17 protein-coding genes are annotated in these 20417 nt (G+C 39.5%); 8 read left to right on the forward strand and 9 right to left on the reverse strand.

Going from position 1 to position 20417, the window contains the following annotated elements:
- The 3 genes from cydB to A7P55_RS15800 all read right to left on the reverse strand — a co-directional run bounded on the left by cydB (position 1) and on the right by A7P55_RS15800 (position 3057).
- The gene (cydB, locus tag A7P55_RS15790; RefSeq protein WP_171552833.1) at positions 1 to 1005 is read right to left on the reverse strand and encodes a cytochrome d ubiquinol oxidase subunit II; all 1005 of its coding nucleotides are present in this window, start codon (positions 1003 to 1005) and stop codon (positions 1 to 3) included.
- Entirely contained in the window at positions 998 to 2440 is a 1443-nt protein-coding gene (locus tag A7P55_RS15795; protein ID WP_171552834.1) for a cytochrome ubiquinol oxidase subunit I, read from the reverse strand. The genes cydB and A7P55_RS15795 overlap by 8 nt, the downstream gene beginning before the upstream one ends.
- 146 nt (positions 2441 to 2586) lie before the next feature.
- Positions 2587 to 3057: a DUF2946 domain-containing protein gene (locus A7P55_RS15800; RefSeq protein WP_171553271.1), complete on the reverse strand. Its 471-nt coding sequence runs from the start codon at positions 3055 to 3057 to the stop codon at positions 2587 to 2589.
- Positions 3058 to 3360: 303 nt separating this feature from the next.
- Between A7P55_RS15800 and A7P55_RS15805 the strand changes: the two genes are divergently transcribed.
- The 3 genes from A7P55_RS15805 to zigA all read left to right on the forward strand — a co-directional run bounded on the left by A7P55_RS15805 (position 3361) and on the right by zigA (position 5984).
- Positions 3361 to 3774: a hypothetical protein gene (locus A7P55_RS15805; RefSeq protein ID WP_171552835.1), complete on the forward strand. Its 414-nt coding sequence runs from the start codon at positions 3361 to 3363 to the stop codon at positions 3772 to 3774.
- Positions 3775 to 3895: 121 nt separating this feature from the next.
- Positions 3896 to 4651 carry a D-Ala-D-Ala carboxypeptidase family metallohydrolase gene (locus A7P55_RS15810; RefSeq protein ID WP_171552836.1) on the forward strand — a complete coding sequence of 252 codons (756 nt, stop codon included), beginning with the start codon at positions 3896 to 3898 and terminating at the stop codon, positions 4649 to 4651.
- A gap of 106 nt (positions 4652 to 4757) precedes the next feature.
- Entirely contained in the window at positions 4758 to 5984 is a 1227-nt protein-coding gene (zigA, locus tag A7P55_RS15815; protein WP_171552837.1) for a zinc metallochaperone GTPase ZigA, read from the forward strand.
- A 70-nt stretch (positions 5985 to 6054) separates the two neighbouring features.
- Here the strand turns inward: zigA and A7P55_RS15820 are convergent, their stop codons facing one another.
- From A7P55_RS15820 to A7P55_RS15840, 5 genes are all read right to left on the reverse strand, one after another.
- Entirely contained in the window at positions 6055 to 6900 is an 846-nt protein-coding gene (locus A7P55_RS15820; protein WP_171553272.1) for a siderophore-interacting protein, read from the reverse strand.
- Positions 6901 to 7039: 139 nt separating this feature from the next.
- Positions 7040 to 8551: a hypothetical protein gene (locus tag A7P55_RS15825; protein WP_171552838.1), complete on the reverse strand. Its 1512-nt coding sequence runs from the start codon at positions 8549 to 8551 to the stop codon at positions 7040 to 7042.
- Positions 8552 to 8889: 338 nt separating this feature from the next.
- Positions 8890 to 9492 carry a hypothetical protein gene (locus A7P55_RS15830; RefSeq protein WP_171552839.1) on the reverse strand — a complete coding sequence of 201 codons (603 nt, stop codon included), beginning with the start codon at positions 9490 to 9492 and terminating at the stop codon, positions 8890 to 8892.
- Between the two features lie 112 nt (positions 9493 to 9604).
- Positions 9605 to 10456 carry a glutathione-dependent disulfide-bond oxidoreductase gene (yghU, locus tag A7P55_RS15835; protein ID WP_171552840.1) on the reverse strand — a complete coding sequence of 284 codons (852 nt, stop codon included), beginning with the start codon at positions 10454 to 10456 and terminating at the stop codon, positions 9605 to 9607.
- 115 nt (positions 10457 to 10571) lie between these two features.
- Positions 10572 to 11489, reverse strand: a complete 918-nt coding sequence (locus tag A7P55_RS15840) for a LysR family transcriptional regulator (protein ID WP_171552841.1) — start codon at positions 11487 to 11489, stop codon at positions 10572 to 10574.
- A 110-nt stretch (positions 11490 to 11599) separates the two neighbouring features.
- Between A7P55_RS15840 and A7P55_RS15845 the strand changes: the two genes are divergently transcribed.
- Both A7P55_RS15845 and A7P55_RS15850 read left to right on the forward strand, forming a co-directional pair.
- Entirely contained in the window at positions 11600 to 12031 is a 432-nt protein-coding gene (locus A7P55_RS15845; RefSeq protein ID WP_171552842.1) for a CidA/LrgA family protein, read from the forward strand.
- Positions 12032 to 12041: 10 nt separating this feature from the next.
- On the forward strand, positions 12042 to 12725 hold the full coding sequence (locus A7P55_RS15850; RefSeq protein WP_171552843.1) for an LrgB family protein: 684 nt from the start codon (positions 12042 to 12044) through the stop codon (positions 12723 to 12725).
- A gap of 84 nt (positions 12726 to 12809) precedes the next feature.
- Here A7P55_RS15850 and A7P55_RS15855 read toward each other — a convergent pair whose 3' ends face one another.
- Complete coding sequence (locus A7P55_RS15855) at positions 12810 to 15038, reverse strand: TonB-dependent receptor (protein WP_171552844.1); 2229 nt, start codon at positions 15036 to 15038, stop codon at positions 12810 to 12812.
- A 256-nt stretch (positions 15039 to 15294) separates the two neighbouring features.
- Here A7P55_RS15855 and A7P55_RS15860 point away from each other — a divergent pair, with 256 nt between their 5' ends.
- The 3 genes from A7P55_RS15860 to A7P55_RS15870 all read left to right on the forward strand — a co-directional run bounded on the left by A7P55_RS15860 (position 15295) and on the right by A7P55_RS15870 (position 20400).
- Positions 15295 to 17490, forward strand: a complete 2196-nt coding sequence (locus A7P55_RS15860; RefSeq protein ID WP_171552845.1) for a TonB-dependent siderophore receptor — start codon at positions 15295 to 15297, stop codon at positions 17488 to 17490.
- A gap of 270 nt (positions 17491 to 17760) precedes the next feature.
- Positions 17761 to 18447 carry a hydrolase gene (locus tag A7P55_RS15865; protein ID WP_171552846.1) on the forward strand — a complete coding sequence of 229 codons (687 nt, stop codon included), beginning with the start codon at positions 17761 to 17763 and terminating at the stop codon, positions 18445 to 18447.
- A gap of 78 nt (positions 18448 to 18525) precedes the next feature.
- Positions 18526 to 20400: an amidohydrolase gene (locus tag A7P55_RS15870; protein WP_171552847.1), complete on the forward strand. Its 1875-nt coding sequence runs from the start codon at positions 18526 to 18528 to the stop codon at positions 20398 to 20400.
- Positions 20401 to 20417 lie beyond the last annotated feature (17 nt).

A 20417-nucleotide genomic window follows, 5' to 3' on the forward strand; every position in this document is an offset into this window, starting at 1 on the left:
CTAGTGGTAACCCGTATCACCAACCCGTACTTTATCTCTAAACACCCAGTACGATAGAATGGTATAGCCGATAATGATCGGAATCAGTATCACAGCACCAACTAAGGCAAACTTCTGACTGGAATATGGTGCAGCAGCTTGCCAAATGGTGACCGAAGGCGGAATGATATTCGGCCAGAGACTGATCACAAAACCCGTAAAGGCCAAGAACACTAAAGCCAAGGTAAAGATAAACGGTTTTAACTCTTGGCGTTGTTTACATGCTTTTAAAATCAGGAATGTAAAGAGTAAGACCAAGATGGGTACTGGGCTAAAATACAGTAGATTTGGTAGGGCAAACCAGCGCGCTGCAATTTCAGGATGAGTTAGCGGTGTATATAAACTCACCCCAGCAAAGACCACAAATAGTAAGATGATCAATTTTGGCATCATCGCGTACATCTGGTCTTGTAATTCATGATCGGTTTTCATAATCAGCCAGCCACAGCCCAATGCCGCATACATAGCAACCACACCTAGTCCAGTGAATAAGGCGAAAGGAGTCAGCCAATCCAAGCCTGAACCAGAGAAAATACCATTGGTGGTTTGAATCCCTTGAATATAAGCCCCTAAAATCACACCTTGCAGGAAGCTGGCTAGAATTGATCCCCAAATAAAAGCTTGATCCCATAAATATTTGGTGCGATTGGCTTTAAAACGGAACTCAAAAGCAACACCACGGAAAATCAATGCAATCACCATCAGGGTAATCGGCATATACAAAGCAGAAAGCACTGTTGAATAGACTAGTGGGAAGGCGGCAAATAAACCCGCACCACCGAGTACCATCCACGTTTCATTGCCATCCCATACGGGTGCGACGGTATTCATCATCACATCACGTTCTTCGCTGCTTTTAATGAACGGAAATAGAATACCAATGCCGAGATCAAAACCATCCAGAATGACATAGATCAGAACACCGAGACCGATAATGCCAACCCAAATCAGAGATAAATCAATCATGGTGCTTCTCCTTGTTTGGGTCTTGTTGATCAATGCTTTCATCAACTGCACTTAATGGACGCATTGGTGTTTTGAAATGCCCATGACCTGCGGGCTCAAGATCCACAGCCTCAACAAATTGCGGGCCTTTATGCATCAGTTTCAGCATATAGTAGATCCCGATACCAAACACAACACAGTACACCACCACAAAGATAATCAGGGTGAGACCGACTTGTTCGGCGGAAACAGGAGAAAGCGCATCTTTGGTGCGCATTACCCCGTAGACCACCCAAGGCTGGCGACCAACTTCAGTGGTAAACCAACCTGCGAGTACAGCAATAAATCCTGACGGACCCATCACTAATGCAAAGCGGTGAAACCATTTGCTTTCAAAAAGCTTTCCAGTTTTTCTGAGCCAAGCACCAGCGAAGGCAAGCAAAAGCATGAGCATACCTAAGCCCACCATGATGCGGAAACTCCAGAACACAATGGTTGAGTTTGGTCGGTCTTCTGGGGCGAAGTCTTTTAAGCCTTTGACCGTGCCATCCATAGAGTGGGTTAAGATCAGACTGCCTAGATTTGGAATTGCAATGGCGTATTTGGTGCGTTCTTCTTGCATATCCGGAACACCAAATAGGTATAGCGGCATCCCTTCATCATAGTTGGTCTCCCAATGTCCTTCCATTGCGGCAAGTTTGGCAGGTTGATGTTCTAAAGTATTCAAGCCATGCGCATCACCAACAAATACTTGTAAAGGTGCCAAGACCAGAATGAGCCACATTGCCATTGAGAATGAGGTCTTGACCAAGGCATCACGACGGCCTTTGAGTAAATGCCAAGCCGCTGTTGCAGCAACGAGTAGCGCTGCAACCATAAAGGCTGCAATTGCCATATGCACAAGTCGGTAAGGGAAAGATGGATTAAAGACGATTGCCCACCAATCGGTTGGCACAATAATGCCATTCTCAATGGCAAAACCTTGAGGCGTTTGCATCCAACTGTTGGAGGACAAAATCCAGAACATGGAGATACAGGTACCGATCGCAACCATCAAGGTGGCAAAGAAATGCGCTTTGGGACTGACGCGTCCCCAACCAAACAACATGATGCCGAGGAAACCTGCTTCCAAGAAGAAGGCACTCAATACTTCATAGGTGAGTAAAGGCCCTGTCACGCTTCCCGCAACACGGGAAAATTCGCTCCAGTTGGTCCCAAACTGGTAACTCATGACCACGCCTGAAACAACGCCCATACCAAAAGCAACTGCGAAAATTTTGACCCAGTACTTAAACAGATCTTTATAAATCGGATCTTTGGTTCGTAGCCAACGCCATTCTAAAACTGCTAAAAAGCTGGCCAATCCGATCGAAATGGCAGGAAAGATAATATGGAAAGAAACGGTAAAGGCAAATTGTATGCGTGCCAGTTCGAGTGCGGTAAAACCTAAAGTCATGACCACACCTCATCTTGTAACTGATGAGCTAAAGGTATAGCTACAGATGTTCCTACCAATTTACAGGTATGATTAAAAAAACAAAACATTACTCTAATCTCTTGAAAATATAAGTTTTTCAAAACCCAACAGTTTTGAGCTTCAAGTCAGAAAGAGATTAAGAGTGGAGGTGCTCGACCTTGAGGGGTGAGAAAAAGTTGTTGAAGCTGAAAGAAAACATGGAAATAGTTTTCAATAAAGGCCAGAAAACGAACCTGAATCCTGATCAGTATGTGTCGCAGATCAAGATCAGGTAAAGGGAGTACATGGCTATACACCACACAATATTGACATTGGTGGTTGGCATCATGGTGATGATGCTGACTAAACGGTGTTTTCGCTTCAGCTGAAAATTTATGCTGTTGATGTTCCATATCATGTGGTGAGTTAAGCATATGATCATGCTGATTCACTATATGATGGCTATGGAATGCAGAGGTAGAATGATGGTCTTGTAATAAAATTTGGGTAATAGTCTCACATACTGGAGAAACTTGATATTTCTCTGGCAGCAATGGCTGTAAGAACACAGCGATTTGTAAAAAGATTGCATAGAACCCAAGCAATCTTCCAAGCATCAACACCCGATTGATCTCTTTATGGAAACCATTGGAGAAATACTATAACAAAGAAATCTTTTTTTTAAAGAGGATACTTAATTATTTTTAATGAATAATGATAAATTTTTTACATGAATAATTATTTAATTTCATCACTATAGATGGATTTTTGTGCATTTTTATCGTTAAATTTTTCTTAATAATTTTAATAATTTTAATAATTTTTTTATGATAGGCCTAAAATGTTTAGCTTAAGCGTTTATTTATTAGCAAATCAAAAATAGCTAATATGTTATTAATTTAAAAATATAGATGATGAGAATGAAAAAAGGCTTAAAGCTAGATCATGATGCACTTTTTATGCGGTTATTCTTCAAATCTTCGCCTGAAGTTACGGATGAAGAGGTGGAATACTACCGTGAATATCCTGATCAAATTGATGAAATAACTGCCCCGATCAATATCCATAAATTTTTTCTCTGGGCTGGTGCACTTTTAGGCATTGTGATTGTTGCGATTGCAAAATTTCTTAAATATTCAGGTGCATTGAGCTTTTTATCAGAAGGCATATTTGAATTTGTCATTGATATCGTCTATGAAAGTGGTATTGCATTGATTGGTGCAGCAGTCACCGCTTATATGCTTGGTGTCGTGTTGAATAAGCAACAAGATAATGCTGCAAAGTGGCGTGAAGAAATTCGTCGAAGAATAAAAGGAGATCAGGCTCAGCCCTAAGCATCTACAAGTATTTGTTTAATGTTTGTGCTTGCACCATCAATTGTTATGTTATAACATAACAATTGATGGTGATGAAATTGCCATCTGTACTTTGATGACAGGGTGGTGGTGTATCGACATGAGGAATATTTATCTTTTAGGTTTTATTTTTTGTGTTTCAGCATGTCAATACAATACGCAAAACCCTAAACAAACGACTAACTCCATTATTAAAACTTCATCTTTTAATAATAAAATCAATAAAATATCTGATTTTTCACAACAAAACATGGCCCCATCTTCATATTTAAAATGGTCAGGCCAAATTGAACATCAGCAGCAGATAAAGGCCTATAAAACTTTTTTAAAAAATAAGGGGCTGGTTTTTTATATTCCTGACCATGAATTTCTACAGACTGCTAAGGATTGGCAAAAGTGCCATGCCAATGAATATGAAGTTCCTCATCAAGAACTTTGGAACAACATTATTCCAACACTGAATATTTTGAATCAGTTGGTTGAGCAGCACGTGATTCAAAATTTCACAGTGACATCCGTTTATCGAAATAATTTATTAAATCGGTGCGCTGGTGGAGCTGGAAGTTCAAGACATGTTTTTAATGCAGCTTTAGATTTCCGAATTGGCGATCAGAACCCAGATGCTAAACAGCAAATATTCATCCAAGAAACGAAACTGAAACTTTGCCAATTTTGGTTAGATCACGGTGAAACACTGCATATGGGATTGGGTGTCTATGAATCAGGACAAATCCATATTGATGCTGCTGGTTATCGTACATGGGGTGCGGATCATCGTTATACATCATCACCATGTATGAAAGATTTTTCTAATTCTGTTATCTCACGATTCAACACGATGGGTAAAACCAAATGAAAGCAAAACATGCCAATTCTCAATCCTAATCATTAAAGAATATTAGATCTAAATCTTCCGTGCTTTTAAGCATGGATTCTAAAAAACTTAAACAGTGAGAACGCCAATGAATCATTCTTTAGCCACTCCATCAAAACTTCCTGTAACAGTATTATCAGGTTTTTTGGGCGTAGGAAAAACGACGCTACTGAATCATATTTTAAACAATCGAGAAGGCAGGAAAGTTGCTGTAATTGTTAATGATATGTCTGAAATTAATATTGATGCTGCTTTAGTCCGAGAAGGTGGAGCAGAGCTATCACGAACAGATGAGAAATTGGTTGAGATGAGTAATGGCTGTATTTGCTGTACTTTGAGAGAAGATCTATTACTTGAGGTACGCCGTTTAGCCGAGGATCAACGTTTTGACCAATTGGTGATTGAGTCAACAGGTATTTCTGAGCCTTTACCTGTTGCTGAAACTTTTACTTTTGAAGATGAAAATGGTATCTCATTAAATGAATTTGCCCGACTAGATACAATGGTGACCGTGGTTGATGCTTATAATTTTCTAAAAGACTATAGTTCGCTAGACAGTTTACAATCTCGAGGAGAATCATTAAGTGAAGAAGATCAACGGAATGTCGTCGATCTCTTAATTGATCAAATTGAATTTTGTGACGTAATCGTATTGAATAAAGTCGATTTAGTCGACGAACAAGAAAAAGCCAGACTATTTGGAATTCTCCATTCACTTAACCCAAGAGCAAAAATCGAAACATCAGAATTCGGACGGGTTGATCTTAAGTCTGTATTGAATACGCACTTATTCGATTTTCACGAAGCAGCTCAAGCACCAGGATGGCTAAAAGAGCTTAGAGGGGAACATCAACCAGAAACCGAAGAGTATGGAATAAGCAGCTTTGTCTATAATGCTCGACGACCATTTCATCCACAACGCTTCTTTGATTTTGTCCAATCTGAATGGCCTGGGGTGATTCGTTCAAAGGGCTTTTTCTGGTTAGCATCTCACCCAGAGTTTGCGGGTTCTTGGTCTCAAGCTGGCGCTATGGCGAGACATGGGGTTGCAGGTTATTGGTGGGCAGCTGTACCAGATGAACATTGGCCAGAAGATCAACAAAGTCGCGAAGCTATTGAAAAGAAATGGGACGATCTAACAGGAGATGCCAGACAAGAAATCGTTTTGATTGGAATGGAAATGAATCAGTCTGAACTGATTCATAGTTTCAATGCTTGCTTATTAAATGATGAAGAAATGGCACTCGGGGCAAATGCGTGGAAAAGCTTTGACAATCCATTTCTAGAATGGGATGAAATGACTCAAAACAACTAAATTTAGTTCTGATAAATATCGATGAAAAACAAGAGAGGTTAAAAACTCTCTTGTTTAATCTCTAACGTTTTTATACAGGCATATCTAAATCATCAAATGTTTCTAGGGTTTTTCCTGCTTCCAAATGCTTTTGATAATATTCCAACCGAACTTCATCTAAAATTGTACTTGAAAGACCAACATTCCAATAACCTGTCACTTGTACATCTTTTTTAGGCAGTGATTTTTCCTCCAAAAAGAATTTGCGAATTGCTCGGGCTTCATTCCGTTCGCATGCAGCCCAAACACCTAGGTTATTTGTTTTTTTGAATTGGTAAGCAGCTTTAAGCAACAGCCCCATTTTTCCTGCTTGATCTTGGCATTCTCTTTGCAGTAAATGTATTTGGACATTTTGTTGATGTGGTAGATAGTCGCAAATATTGGCATCATGGCTTTCAATAAAAATATCTGCAGTAATATTGTTTTGCCAATGTTGCAAGATTGAATAAAGCGCAGGTAGGGCAGTTTCATCGGCAAACATCACGATATGCTTTTCTGCCTCAAAATCTGGAACAAAATGCGGCCTTGGTCCAATCAGTTGAGTTGTTGTTCCTACCTTTGCTTGATGTATCCATTGCATTGCAGGACTCTCATCTTCATGTTCGATCAGATCAATTTCTACTTCTTGAAGATCATGATTAAATGCACGAATCGTGTAAACACGGGTTAAATTTTCAGAAACCTCGATACGGACAGCTAAATTTGGCTTATCCCATATATCTGGTTGATTTGTATTAATTTTACCGTGAACTCTTAAAATGCTTGGGAATGGCCTTGAAATTGCAGTAATTGTCATCTCGGTCTGTTCGAGATTTCTCATATGATCATTTTGTTTGAGTATATTGTTATCGTTTGAAGTCACTTTTTGCTTAGTCATTGTCAATTTACCTATCATAATTAAGTGAAATTTCATTAATTATGCATAGTAATGATAATTATTTGCAATAACTTGTGCGTAAAATAAGAGCGCGAGAATGCTTTCGACATTTTCTCGCTCAACTTAAAATAGCCTTTTGTTAGAACTTTTCTCTTATCCAACCATATGCAGCTGCAAAGGGCAAAGCAGTTCGCGCCAAGTAAGGTACATGCCACAAGCCGCCATGATTGGCATTTTCCATAATCAACTCTAAGGGATGATTTAGCTGTTTGCTTGGATTAGTCGCACTTTCTGGATTATTTAAATCATGTACCCAAAGTGCTGCCATGATGGCATTGGTCGTCTCTGGACTAAATGTTTCTACTTTAAATAAATCTGCACCAGCAAAGGCAGCTTTGAGAATTGGGTTTTTAACCACGGAGTGGGTTGTTGTAGAGGGCGCAATATTGATGACCGTTTTTTGGCCACGTGCACGGCTGCGTATTGCAAACCATTGTTGTAGACGTTTAGCAAGAGCGTAGTTCGGCCCTTGTTCAATGACCATACAATCGGAGATACCATACTGTTGACCATTATCAGATTGGATTAACTGCTTTGCATTTGGTTTAAAGAAGTTAGTCAAGGAAATATTGTGAATAGATCGAGTGAGTAACTTTTCTATCATTGGACGTTGTTGAGTTTTTTCTTGTATGGAATTCACTACAGCTTTTGGAATCGCATAAATATCAGTTGGTGTCAGCATAAACATGATACTACTATCCGCTTTTTGTTTGCTCACTTGCTCCATAATGCTGATCATAGCAATTGAAACACGGACATGTTTTTCACCATCTAAATATGCAATTCCTGCAAGATCTAAGGTTTCCGCAAAGGTATTCAGCCAATTCGCAATTTCTGGAGTTTGGGTTAATAGATTGGCACCGAGCTGTTTCTCTTTATTGGCTAAGCTGATCTGTGGAGCGATCAATGTCGCATTACCTTGCTGAACTGTTTGAGTAATTTTTTCCCAGATTTTAGGATTTGGTAAATCAATCGCAATAATATTGGCACGCCATTTTGCCAACCAACTAAGGGGGCCCGCTTCAGAAGCTGCACCGAACAACACCATAGTCCGTGAAGATAGATCAAACCATTCAGGATGAGCTTGAAGTAGGCGCAGTGCTTTTGCATGGCTAGGTTCGATAACTTTTTGATTTTCCCAGTGATCTATTTGTTTGAGTAATGCTTGTCCCTGTAATTTTTCTCCATTGAAAGGAATATACCAAGGTTCAATCGCAGAATTACCTACACCCTTTAAGACATAGTTATCAAAAGGTTGGTCTTCAATATTAGACATTGCTTGCTCTAAAGTCGATTGTTGACCAGCTCGGTTAAATGTGAAGAGACTTTTAGCTGCATCTAGACCATTTTGAGCAATGAGTAATGGATAATGTACCGAGCTGATTCCTGTTTTAACGAGTTCTTGAAAGTAAGCAGGGTACTTTTTTCTCCAATTTTTTTCTGCTTTAAGTTGTGATGCAAGTGGAGAATCAACACTACTCAATGCGGCATATAAAATTTTCTTTGCTGTATTTGTTGTACTGGGAGTCTGTTTGCCGGATTGAATTGGAAATTGTATCCCATCATTTTTAGACTGTAATATATTACTCAACTCACTGCTCCCATCTATTGAATCCAGACATCCTAGGTCAGGATGTCTCTATGCTTTTTCCATTCTATCCTTCAGAATAAAGCCAAATCCTGAAATACAAAATAGCGAAAATAGTGCAATTGATTGACTTTTTTGAATAGATAAAATGTCGCAATAAATTTGATGATTGGTTGAAAAATCTTTTTTATACAATTTGTTATGATAAAATATGTGCTTTTATATTGATTACATTGATAGGTAAAATATTACTTTATACATACTTAAGTTGCTTTAATGAATAAGCTATTGCAGTCCGATGAGCATTTTAAATCAAGGACTAATAGTCACAATACATGGGATTATCGGTGCTCATTTCCTGATACAGCCATTGTGTTGGCACAATTACTTTTCGCATATTCAACAAATTTCTCTAATCCCATTGTCTCAGCTTTCACTTTACAGCGATATATTACTCCATACATTGGATGTTTTTGCTCATTGGTCATATAGTAATTTTTAATATGAACAAAAGAATAATAATGGAACAGGGTAGAGTTTTCATCGCCATCATAGACATATTGCGTACCTGTAAAATGTATATGCAAGGCTTTGGTTTGGTTCATTAATTCATCTAAACTATCCATAACTTCATGAGTACAGATGTCGAATGCTTTTGTTTCTTTTTTATCAAGATTTTTTAAGTAATCATCAGCGCATTGTCTGATATACGCTTCATAAACCATTCCATTTTCTTTCTTAACCGAAAAATATTGATAGCTTTTATTGGCAAGTGTCTTTATTTGGTTCTTTTCAATAAATTCTTTTCCATTGATTGTAATTAATGATTCTTGCAAATCTTTATCCAACAAAAGCGATAAGTTTTTTGCTAAACAAATTGATGAACTAAGACCCATACACATAAATAAGGGGAGGATTCGAAAAGACAATTGATACAGGTTCATGTGTACACCATATAAGATATTGCTTAATTTTTAGTAAGCTATTTCTTTCATTGAGTTGCGTCTAAATTTTTTATGCTAGCGAACTAGCATAAAAATTTGACTTAAATTTTTCTTATTGAAGTTTGTCTTGCGTATTGGTATCAAAATCACTTGCATCATGGCGTTCATGCAGTTGAGTTTTCAAGTCTCCGAAAGTACGGTTAACCATTCGTCCTCGTTGCACCGCAGGACGCGCCAGAATGGCATCTGCCCAACGTTGTACATGTTTATATTGATCTACAGCTAAGAACTCATCGGCGTTATAAACCCAGCCTTTGACGATACTCCCATACCAAGGGAAGGCAGCAATATCTGCAATTGAATATTCTGTTCCTGCCAAATATTCGTGTTTTGCTAAATGTTGGTCTAAAACATCCAATAAGCGCTTTGTTTCCATGGCAAAGCGGTTGATCGCATATTCAATTTTCACGGGTGCATAAGCATAAAAATGTCCTAAACCACCACCGAGGTAGGGTGCGCTGCCCATTTGCCAAAACAGCCAGTTTAGACATTCAGTACGTGCAGCAAGATCTGTCGGGATAAAGGCTTTAAATTTTTCGGCTAGGTAAAGCAAAATTGAACCTGATTCAAAAACTCTTAATGGCGGGTTCTGGCTACGATCAACCAATGCTGGAATTTTAGAGTTCGGATTAATTTCGACAAAGCCACTACTGAATTGTTGGCCTTCTCCAATTTTAATCAACCATGCATCATATTCGGCATCTTGATATCCCAAGGCTAACAGTTCCTCGAGCAGGATTGTCACTTTTTGGCCATTTGGCGTTGCCAATGAATACAATTGAAGCGGATGTTTACCAATAGGTAATATATGTTCATAGCGGCTGCCAGACGTGGGTTGATTTAAATCAGATTTTTCTCCAGTCCATTGCCAAACTTGCGGGGGGATATAGTTTGAATCACTCATTGTTATTTGCCATATGATCAACAGATCATTCTAGTCTAGGCGAGCTGACCTAAGATTGGGTAGCTTTTTTGTGGCAAAGCTTTATTCATTTTTCTGAGAATGTTATTCCTCTTTTTCACTGCTCTAACGTAGGCTTAATCTTTTGAAAATGTTGATGAATCACACTGAGCCATGCTTGTACTGCAGGTGAGACGGGAAGGTTCTTTTTCCATGCCATGGCCAAATGCCATTGAATGTTGGGCTTTTCCAGAGGGATTGCTGCGAATAATTGGGGATCGAGCATATCGGTATAATATTGTGGCAGTAAGGCAATGCCCATACGTTGTAGCACCATATCAGCCAATAAATTCCATTGACTGGTACGACAAGCAATAGTGGGGTAAAAACCGTGCTGTTGGCAGGCTTCAAGAATGATGCTGTTGAGCGAAAAATTTTCAGGAAACATCAGAAAGGATTGATGTTGCAGTTCTTCCAAATTTATTTTCTTCCGAGTTGCCCAAGTTGCATCTCGTCGCAATAGCACCATCAGTGGGTAATCACACAGTTCGATACTGTTGAAAATTTGATGGTCAAAGGGCTGTAATAACACACCGACATCGAGTTCGTTATTCAATAAGGCTTGCTCGATCCCTCGAGAACCGACTTCGAGAAAAGCAAGTTCGATATCTGGCCATTGCTGATGATAATCAAACAGGGCAGTAGTGAGGAGTTGCGAACCGAGGGGTGGCACACCGAGTTTTAAGGTCCCTGTTTTTAATTGTTGATAATTTTCAATTTCAAAAAAGATATTTTGCTCAGCTTGCAGCAATTCTAAAGCATGTTGATAAACACGCTGTCCAATTTCAGTCAGTTCAACCTGTCTTTTTCGGCCATGTTCAGGCTTCACAAAAAGCTGTACCTGTAGTTGTTCTTCTAGCTGCTGCAGCATTTTACTAATGGTCGGCTGCGTTAGGGAGAGCACTTCAGCAGTACGGGTAAAGCTTTTGCTTTTAACCAAATGAACAAAGCATTGTAATGATTTGAGAGAAAGCATAGTCAATCTAAAATTATTCCATTTAGGCATAATTTTAGCATGAATAATTCATATTATATCGATGTACAGTGGATAAGATAATCATGTTGTTCACCATTTGATGTTGTTAAATGAGTACCAAAGCTGTTTCTGAATCTCTCCCACAAAACTCACTGTTGGCATTAGTTAAACAAATTTTGATTCTTGCTGCATTTTGGTTGGCAGGTTATGTGTTAAACCAGAAACTGGGTATCCCAATTTCAGCAGGGATATTGGGTATGTTTCTATTGCTTTTCAGCCTGTTTCTTAAAGTAATTAAGATGGATCAAGTGGCAATGGGCGCTACCTTTGTCTTAGGTGAGCTATTGCTGTTTTTTGTACCTGTGGTGGTCGCCGTCGTGCAATATAAAAGCCTGTTTATGACAGAAGGCTGGCAAATTGTATTGAGTATTGCCATCGGTACTATTCTGGTTATGTTAAGCACCTGTTTAACCATCCATTATTACAACCGCTTAAAAAGCTATTTACAGATACGTAAACGCTTTCAGCATAAGCACATCTAAGGCAGTCAATATGAATATTTGGTCAATTGTTTGCTTGATCTGGACGCTGCTTGCATACATTGTGGCAAAGCGTGTCTATCAACAGCATCCTCAGCTCTGGTTATCTCCTGCGATTAGTGTGCCTGTAGTCACGATTCTGTTGATGGCGATCTTTGGCATTTCATATCAAACTTACGCGCAAGATACGCAGTGGATTGTAAATCTACTCGGACCAGCAACAGTGGCATTCGCCGTGCCAATTTACCGTTATCGAGAAACGATTCGTAAAAACTTGGGTGTCTTGTCGATTGCGATTGTGGTTGGGATGAGTGTTGGTGTGATGTCGGCCTACGAGATGGCAAAGTTATTTCATTTTAGCCCTGAAGTGACCAATAGTCTGATGGCACGCTCTATCTCAACACCTTTTGCCATGATTTTAGCAGAAGATATTCATGGTTCAGCCGCTTTGGTGTCTTTATTTACAGTGATTACAGGCTTGGTTGGGATGATTTGTGGCGATGCCATTTTAGCCATTACCAAAATCCGTTCTAATGTGGCAAACGGCGCAGCATTTGGTAATGCAGCACATGGTTTTGGTACGGTAAGAGCACAGCAACGTAGCAGTGAAGAAGGCGTGATCGCAAGTTTAACCATGGTGATTGCAGGTATTTTGATGGTACTGGTTGGACCATTTGCGATTCATTTATGGATTTGATGCAGCCATCTAATTTAGTATTAAAGCTGAAGAAATTCAACAAAGTAAAAGATAGCCGCTTTTGAGCGGCTATTACTCTTTAAATTACCACTTATGACTATAAGACACTTTGAGCGTTATACCATTCGCGACCAAATGGCTGGTATTGTTACTATTTCTCATCAGTTGGCTATAGAGCGGGTAGTACTGATTATTAAATATATTTTCTAAGCCAATGGTCATTGTGTCCTTTTTATTCAGTGCAAAGCTGCTGAGTAAGTCTGCAGTTGTATATGACTTCACATCATAACGACCAAAACTATTCACACCATTTAAGCGGTAATCTTCTGCACCGAAATATGTGGCTTGTAGACGGTTGGTCCACGTATCGGTCGGACTATAAGAAATATAGCCTGTGACTTTTAGCGGTGGGATACGATAACCTGTCATATCTTGCTCGGTATTACTATTCTGCGGTGTTTCACGACCTTTCATCCAAGTAATACTACCACCAGTTCCCCATACTTTAGCATCGTCAAGATAGTCAAGCGTTGCTTCAACACCCGTCACTTTTTCTTTGGTTCTGGCCAGCACTAAACCATTGTTAAAAGACTGAACACCGCCTAGATCTGATTTGGAATGGAACACCGCTAAACTAGAACTAAAATTCTTAAAATGACCATTCCAACCAAGTTCATAATTATCCACTTTTACTGGCTCTAAAAATGAAGAGGCTAGGTTAAAGCCTACGTTAGCATTTCGAATGACAATACCAACATCGGGGAGTTGGAAACCTTGATTAAAGGAGGCGTAAATCGAGTGCTCATCGTTTGGTGCAAAGCTGACATTCGCGTTGTACAGCCAAGCATCTGCTTTAACTTTTCCACCTTGCACCGTATATGGATTAGTTTTGCCCAGTTGGGATAATGGAATAAAGCTATCAATTTTGGCATAGCTATCTTCATAGCGTGTACCTACTTCCGCTGACCATTGGTCACTGAAACGGTGCTTTAATTGAGCAAATCCACCGATACTTTGAGTGGTGAGTTCTGGTAAATAAATCAGTTTTCCATTTTTGACAAATTCCAGACCACCAGACTGATCATAAATTTTGGGATCAAAAGTATCTAATGGCATTTCACTTTTTTCACGGCTAAAGTCACCGCCCCAAACAATTGAGGTGTCGCCTAAGAACTCAAGTGGTGTATTGACCGTTAAACGGCTACCCAGCACATTATTTTCTTGGTATACCTGATCCACTTGTTCACCGCGTGTTGGCACTTTACGGGCATCAAATGGAGCAAAACGAGTAAAGAAATCTCGGTAATAGACTTGAGCATCTACTTTGTTGCCAAAAAAATCTTTATTGGAATAGGTCAAATTGTAGATTTGATTTTCGTTCTTATTCTGGTTTTTTAGTTTGATCCCCTTGATTGCTTTCGCAGGAACGCTTCCGGCAGAGAGTAGGGCGACACTAGGATCAGATGCATAGTCTGAGTCTTGTTCAGCATTATAATAATTTGCGGCAAACTGAAGATATTGATTGTCATCAATGTGGTAACCAAGCTTGGTACCGATGCTGTAGGCATCTGCATCAAATAGATCCCCTTGGCTTGGTTCAGGCGCAACACGTCTTCCACGTGCATCGTATGGACTACCAATGCGTTGATAACCAAAGTCTAATGCATAGTCGAAGTTATTTAGGCTGCCTGAAAAATATTGATGGATGTCACCACTCAAGGCATCTAAGCGAAGATTAGTTAAGCCACTTTGCAGTCCAATCACTGTTTTTGCTGTAGGTTCACCACCTGCAGCTTTTGTGGTAATGGAAATTGTACCTCCAGCTGCACCGCTGCCATATATGGCATTACTGCCACGGATGACTTCTATACTGCTAATACTTTCAGGATCAATTGCAGAAAGCCCTCTGGAGGTATCTCTGGTTAAATTCATGGGTACACCATCGACTAAGATCAGTGCATTACGACCACGTAAAGTTTGTCCATAATCGGTAATGGTACGACTTGAATCAGATAAACCTGGGACTATTTTTGCTAGTACAGTGGCAATGTTTCCTGATGAGGAATTTTTCAGAAGTTCAATTTGTTTTTCATCTAATTTGGTGACTTGCTTTGCTGAGGAAGACAGTTCATCTGCACGTGAAGCTGTAATGGTAATAGTTGGCAGTACTTCTGAGCCTTTCTCAGAATTTACAGTTTCTGTCGCTGAGGCAGCAAAAGATGAGTTGGATAAAAAGATAAATCCACCTATTGATAAAAGTGGAATGAGGTGCTTAACTTCATTTTTTCGGTTGAACAGTTTATCTTTTATCATCTTGTTTCCTTTGATCTTAGCCTGAGATTATTTTTAAATTGACGGGATTTTAATTGAGAATGATTCTACATTAAAAATGTGAAGGCTTATACAAAACTCAAGCAACATTGATTTCTTTCATTAACTTTGTATCGAAAAATTTTATAAAAAATTGAGATATGTTGCATAACATGCTTGTTCAATTTGGGAAAATTGTGAATACTCAAGCCCGTAAAATTCATGCTGTAAGATTATCTTTTGGGGTTAGACAACGACTGTGAAAACGTATCCATTTTCTCGTTTACAAAAAGCATTATTGGCGGTTGGTTCTTTTTCATGTCTTGGGCTAAGTTCCATATCAGCCTATGCAGAAACTGAGGGTGATACACCGCGATTAGCACCTATTACAGTAAAAGCCCAAACAGCAGGGGCTTCTTATTATCAACCGACTGTTAATTTATCGGGTTTTATTCAACAAAATCTTGCTGAAATTCCAGCCTCTATCAGCACAGTAACTGCTGTGCGAATTGCAGATCAGCATGCTAAAACATTAACAGATATTATTAAGAATGATGCAGCGGCAGGCGATGGTTATGCACCTATTGGTTATTATCCAAATATTGTTATGCGTGGCTTTGCTTTAAATCTAGGATCAAGTTACTTATTGAATGGTAACTTGTTACGAGGTGAGCAAAATGTTGCACTTGAAAATAAAGAACAGGTCGAAATTTTAAAAGGTATTAGTGCCATGCAAAGTGGCATGTCAACGCCTGCTGGTGTGGTTAACTATGTGACCAAACGTCCCAAAGAGATTCGTTCTATCACCGTGGAAACAGACAGTCATGGCGGTAATCGTGTAGCCGCAGACTTAGGTGGTTTGCTTGGTGTAGATCAGCAATTTGGCTATCGAGTCAATCTCGCCAAAGAAGAAATTCATCCTTATGTCGAGCATGCCAATGGACAACGTTGGTTTGGCTCCGTTGCTTTGGACTGGAAAATTTCAGATCGTTCAAAACTCGAATTTGATCTAGAGTCTCAACGCCAACGTCAACGTTCTGTACCGGGTTATCAATTACTTGATGGTAAAACTGTGCCTACAGGTATTGATTGGGACCGATTACTTGGTTATCAAAGTTGGAGCAAACCCGTCACCAATGAAAGCCTAAATACTGGCTTAAAATATACGTACCAAATCAATAATAAATGGGCTACCAACCTAAGTGCTTCACAAAGTCGAGTGGTGGTCGATGATTATTCTTCATTTGCATGGGGATGTTATACAGACGCATGCCAAACGAAAGGGAGTACTTTTGACGAAAATGGTAACTACGATATTTATGACTATATAAATCCGGACGATAGCTATTTAACTAATCAATTTAAAGCTGGACTAAATGGCACGTTTAATACAGGAATTTGGCAACATAAGCTCAGTTTAGAGTTGTCACACAGCTACAAACGTCATGCACAATATGATGCTATATTCCGAGACCCTGAATTAACAGGAAATATTTATAATGATCCCGAAACATATACACCAAGTGAAAAAGCTTTAGGCAATCATTACACATCATTAAATAGTCAGCAAACAGCCTTGAATGTATTAGATCAGATTGATTTTAATAACAATTGGTCAGTTTTGGCGGGTGGAAAGCTTTTGCATTTAAATGAAGATGCTTATGATGCAGAAGGCAACAAAATCAGAGACACTAATTTTAATCGCTTTTTGCCGCAGTTTGCAGTGATGTATCAGCCTTGGCAACGTACTCATGTGTATGCGTCATACGCCAAAGGTTTAAGTGATGGAACTCAAGCACCTGCTTATGCTATAGGTAATCCTGATAAAGGGATTGAAGGCAATGCTTATGCAACTCTGGCTCCGTTGCATTCAACTCAGTATGAAGTAGGGATTAAACAGCAGTGGCAAAATTTACTTTTCACGGCAGCCTTATTTGATTTAAAACAAGACAACCAATATACCAATTCAGATAATTACTATCTTACAGATGGCAAGCGACATAATCTTGGCTTAGAGCTTGGGGCACAGGGTAGTTTAGGACAAAATTTAGATATTACATCGACTTTATCCCTCACACGCTCACGTTTAAAAGATATACAGGTTAACGAATATCAAGGTCATCAAACTCAAAATACACCTGCTGTGCGTTTTGCCAGTTATCTGTCTTATCAACTCCCACAAGTGGAAGGGTTACGCTTATTGGCTGGTATGCAATACAGCAGCAGTAAATATGCAGAAAAAACAGGTACTGTAAAAGTGTCAGGCTATACAGTGTTTAATGCAGGTACAGCTTATAACTTCCGTGCTTATGGTTATAACAATAACTTGAGATTAAATGTAGATAACCTATTTAATAAAAAATACTGGCGAGATGTTGGTAATTTTGCTGGGGATGATTACTTATTCCTTGGTGCACCGCGTACAGCTCAGTTGTCATGGACCGTAAATTTCTAACTTACTTAAAAATATAGACATTCTCTATATCTATAAAAGATAAAACGAATATTTTGAAAAGACCAGTTAAGCTATTAGCTGGTCTTTTTCTTTAATGCCATACACAAATAATCTTTATCAGTGTTTCAATAAGTAGGAAATATCACATAAATTCAATATTTTTGTTTTATAAATAGAACAATTCGTCTTAAGAATACTGCTGTGTTCTTTTTCTTAATTTGCAATATTAATCCTGTGTTCAGAAAACATCGATAAACAAGGAAATTCAATATGAGCCATTCAAATTTAGAACTATTAACTGCACAAAACTGCCAAATTATTTTTATCGACCATCAGCCGCAAATGGCTTTCGGCGTACAGTCGATCGATCGTCAAGTACTTAAAAACAATACAGTCGGTTTAGCCAAAGCGGCTAAAGTTTTTAATATTCCAAGCATCATTACAACTGTTGAAACCGAAAGCTTTTCAGGTCATACCTACCCAGAACTTTTAGATGTATTTCCTCAGGCACCATTATTAGAACGTACTTCAATGAACTCTTGGGATGATCAGAAAGTACGTGATGCATTAGCAAATAATAAACGCAGAAAAGTGATTGTTTCAGGTTTATGGACAGAGGTATGTAATAACTCATTTGCTTTAAGTGCAATGCTAGAAGGTGGTTATGAAATTTATATGGTTGCAGATGCTTCAGGTGGTACCAGCAAAGAAGCGCATGATTATGCAATGCAACGAATGATCCAAGCGGGTGTCATTCCAGTGACATGGCAACAAGTTTTACTTGAATGGCAACGAGATTGGGCAAACCGTGATACTTATAATGCAGTGATGGATATTGTTCGGGAACATTCAGGTGCCTATGGGATGGGTGTCGACTATGCATATACCATGGTACATAAGACGGGAGAACGTACCACTTCACCACATGAAGTATTGGCGCCAATTGCAGTGAAATAATTAAAAATGCTGGAGGCATGATATGCCTTCAGTATCTACAACTGAAAATAATAAGGCTAGATTCGGAGGGAATGACTGATGTCAGACGTTCAATTGATTTTAAGAAATGCCAAAATAACCACCCTTGATGAACAGATTTCAGAAGCGCAAGCAATTGCAATTGCTGATGGAAAAGTTGTAAAAACGGGCAGTGATGATGACATCATGCGTTTATCAAACAGTACAACCAAGGTGATTGATTTAAATGGTCGTCGCGTAATTCCGGGTTTAAATGATAGCCACTTGCATATTATTAGAGGTGGTCTGAACTATAATATGGAGTTGCGTTGGGAAGGTGTTCCTTCGCTATCAGATGCATTGAGACTGTTAAAAGAACAAGCAGAGAATACGCCTGCTCCACAATGGGTTAGAGTGGTGGGCGGTTGGACTGAATTTCAGTTTGTTGAAAAAAGAATGCCAACGCTGGAAGAGTTAAATCGAGCAGCTCCAGATACTCCAGTATTCGTGTTACATCTTTATGCCAGCGCCATGTTGAATCGTGCTGCGCTTGAGGTGCTGGGTTTTAATAAAGATACGCCAGATCCACCAGGTGGAAAGATTGAGAGAAATGAGAGGGGTGAGCCGACAGGACTGCTTCTCGCGACACCATCCGCAATGATTCTGTATTCAACTTTAGGCAAGGCACCGAAACTGCCGCTTGAAGATCAGGTCAATTCTACGCGTCATTTTATGCGTGAACTAAATCGTTTAGGTATTACCTCCGCAATTGATGCGGGTGGTGGCGGCCAAAACTATCCTGATGACTATGAGGTGATCCAAGCACTGCATAATAATGATCAAATGACAGTTCGGATTGCTTATAACCTGTTTGCGCAAAAAGCAGGAGAAGAACTTGAAGATTATAAAAAATGGACCGAGATGACATTCCCTGGTGATGGAGATAATGTTCTTAAGGTCAATGGTGCGGGTGAGAATCTGACTTGGTCTGCGGGAGATTTTGAAAATTTCTACGAACCGCGGCCAGACCTGCCTGAAAAGATGGAAGCTGAACTAGAAAGCATTGTTGAGTTGTTGGCTGAAAAGAAATGGCCATTTCGTATTCATGCCACCTATGATGAAAGTATTAATCGCTTATTGAATGTCTTCGAACGCGTAAATGGCAGACAACCTTTTGCGACGCGTTTTATTATCGACCATGCTGAAACTGTTTCAGATCAAAATATTGAACGGATTGGTGCTTTGGGTGGTGGTATCGCGATTCAACATCGTATGGCCTATCAAGGTGAGATCTTTGTTCAGCGTTATGGTCTGGACGCTGCAAAATCGACTCCACCTGTGAAAAGAATGCTGGAGTTAGGTGTGCCTGTCGGTGCAGGTACTGATGCTACACGTGTTGCTTCATACAATCCATGGGTCTGCTTAAGTTGGTTAAGTACAGGCAAAACAGTCAGTGGTTTACCACTTTATGATGAACAAAATCTATTAGACAGAAAAACAGCGTTAAAGCTCTGGACCAAAGGCTCTGCATGGTTCTCTGGAGAACATCAGCACAAAGGTGCATTAAGTTCAGGTGAGCTTGCTGACCTGATAGTGCTTTCAGATGACTACTTTGCTGTGGAAGATGATGAAATTCAGTGGATTGAGTCTGTTCTGACGGTGATGAATGGCAAAATTGTCTATGCAGGCGCAGAGTTTAAGGATCAAGATCCATCGATTCCACCAGCATCACCAGATTGGTCACCAGTCAAACGTTTCGGTGGGCAATGGCGACGGTCAGAAAATCGTAATGCACCTTCGTTATCACCGTTACAAAGTAGCTCTGCAACCTGTGCGTGTTCTAGTAGCTGTGGTATGCATGGGCATAGCCATGCGTGGATGCTGGATGTGCCCATTAATGACAAAGACAAAAAGTCTTTTTGGGGTGCATTGGGCTGCTCTTGTTTCGCTTTTTAACTTGGAACCGCAGATAG

Source organism: Acinetobacter sp. Ac_5812 (assembly GCF_013072695.1).
GTDB lineage: Bacteria > Pseudomonadota > Gammaproteobacteria > Pseudomonadales > Moraxellaceae > Acinetobacter.

Excerpts from the sequence above, each read along its gene's own strand:
- A7P55_RS15845 (WP_171552842.1), top strand. The coding sequence starts at position 11,600 with ATGAGTACCAAAGCTGTTTCTGAATCTCTCCCACAAAACTCACTGTTG.
- A7P55_RS15795 (WP_171552834.1), bottom strand. The coding sequence starts at position 2,440 with ATGACTTTAGGTTTTACCGCACTCGAACTGGCACGCATACAATTTGCC.
- zigA (WP_171552837.1), top strand. The coding sequence starts at position 4,758 with ATGAATCATTCTTTAGCCACTCCATCAAAACTTCCTGTAACAGTATTA.
- A7P55_RS15805 (WP_171552835.1), top strand. The coding sequence starts at position 3,361 with ATGAAAAAAGGCTTAAAGCTAGATCATGATGCACTTTTTATGCGGTTA.
- A7P55_RS15830 (WP_171552839.1), bottom strand. The coding sequence starts at position 9,492 with ATGAACCTGTATCAATTGTCTTTTCGAATCCTCCCCTTATTTATGTGT.
- A7P55_RS15865 (WP_171552846.1), top strand. The coding sequence starts at position 17,761 with ATGAGCCATTCAAATTTAGAACTATTAACTGCACAAAACTGCCAAATT.
- A7P55_RS15800 (WP_171553271.1), bottom strand. The coding sequence starts at position 3,057 with ATGCTTGGAAGATTGCTTGGGTTCTATGCAATCTTTTTACAAATCGCT.
- yghU (WP_171552840.1), bottom strand. The coding sequence starts at position 10,456 with ATGAGTGATTCAAACTATATCCCCCCGCAAGTTTGGCAATGGACTGGA.
- A7P55_RS15855 (WP_171552844.1), bottom strand. The coding sequence starts at position 15,038 with ATGATAAAAGATAAACTGTTCAACCGAAAAAATGAAGTTAAGCACCTC.
- A7P55_RS15850 (WP_171552843.1), top strand. The coding sequence starts at position 12,042 with ATGAATATTTGGTCAATTGTTTGCTTGATCTGGACGCTGCTTGCATAC.
- A7P55_RS15810 (WP_171552836.1), top strand. The coding sequence starts at position 3,896 with ATGAGGAATATTTATCTTTTAGGTTTTATTTTTTGTGTTTCAGCATGT.
- A7P55_RS15820 (WP_171553272.1), bottom strand. The coding sequence starts at position 6,900 with ATGACTAAGCAAAAAGTGACTTCAAACGATAACAATATACTCAAACAA.
- A7P55_RS15840 (WP_171552841.1), bottom strand. The coding sequence starts at position 11,489 with ATGCTTTCTCTCAAATCATTACAATGCTTTGTTCATTTGGTTAAAAGC.
- cydB (WP_171552833.1), bottom strand. The coding sequence starts at position 1,005 with ATGATTGATTTATCTCTGATTTGGGTTGGCATTATCGGTCTCGGTGTT.
- A7P55_RS15870 (WP_171552847.1), top strand. The coding sequence starts at position 18,526 with ATGTCAGACGTTCAATTGATTTTAAGAAATGCCAAAATAACCACCCTT.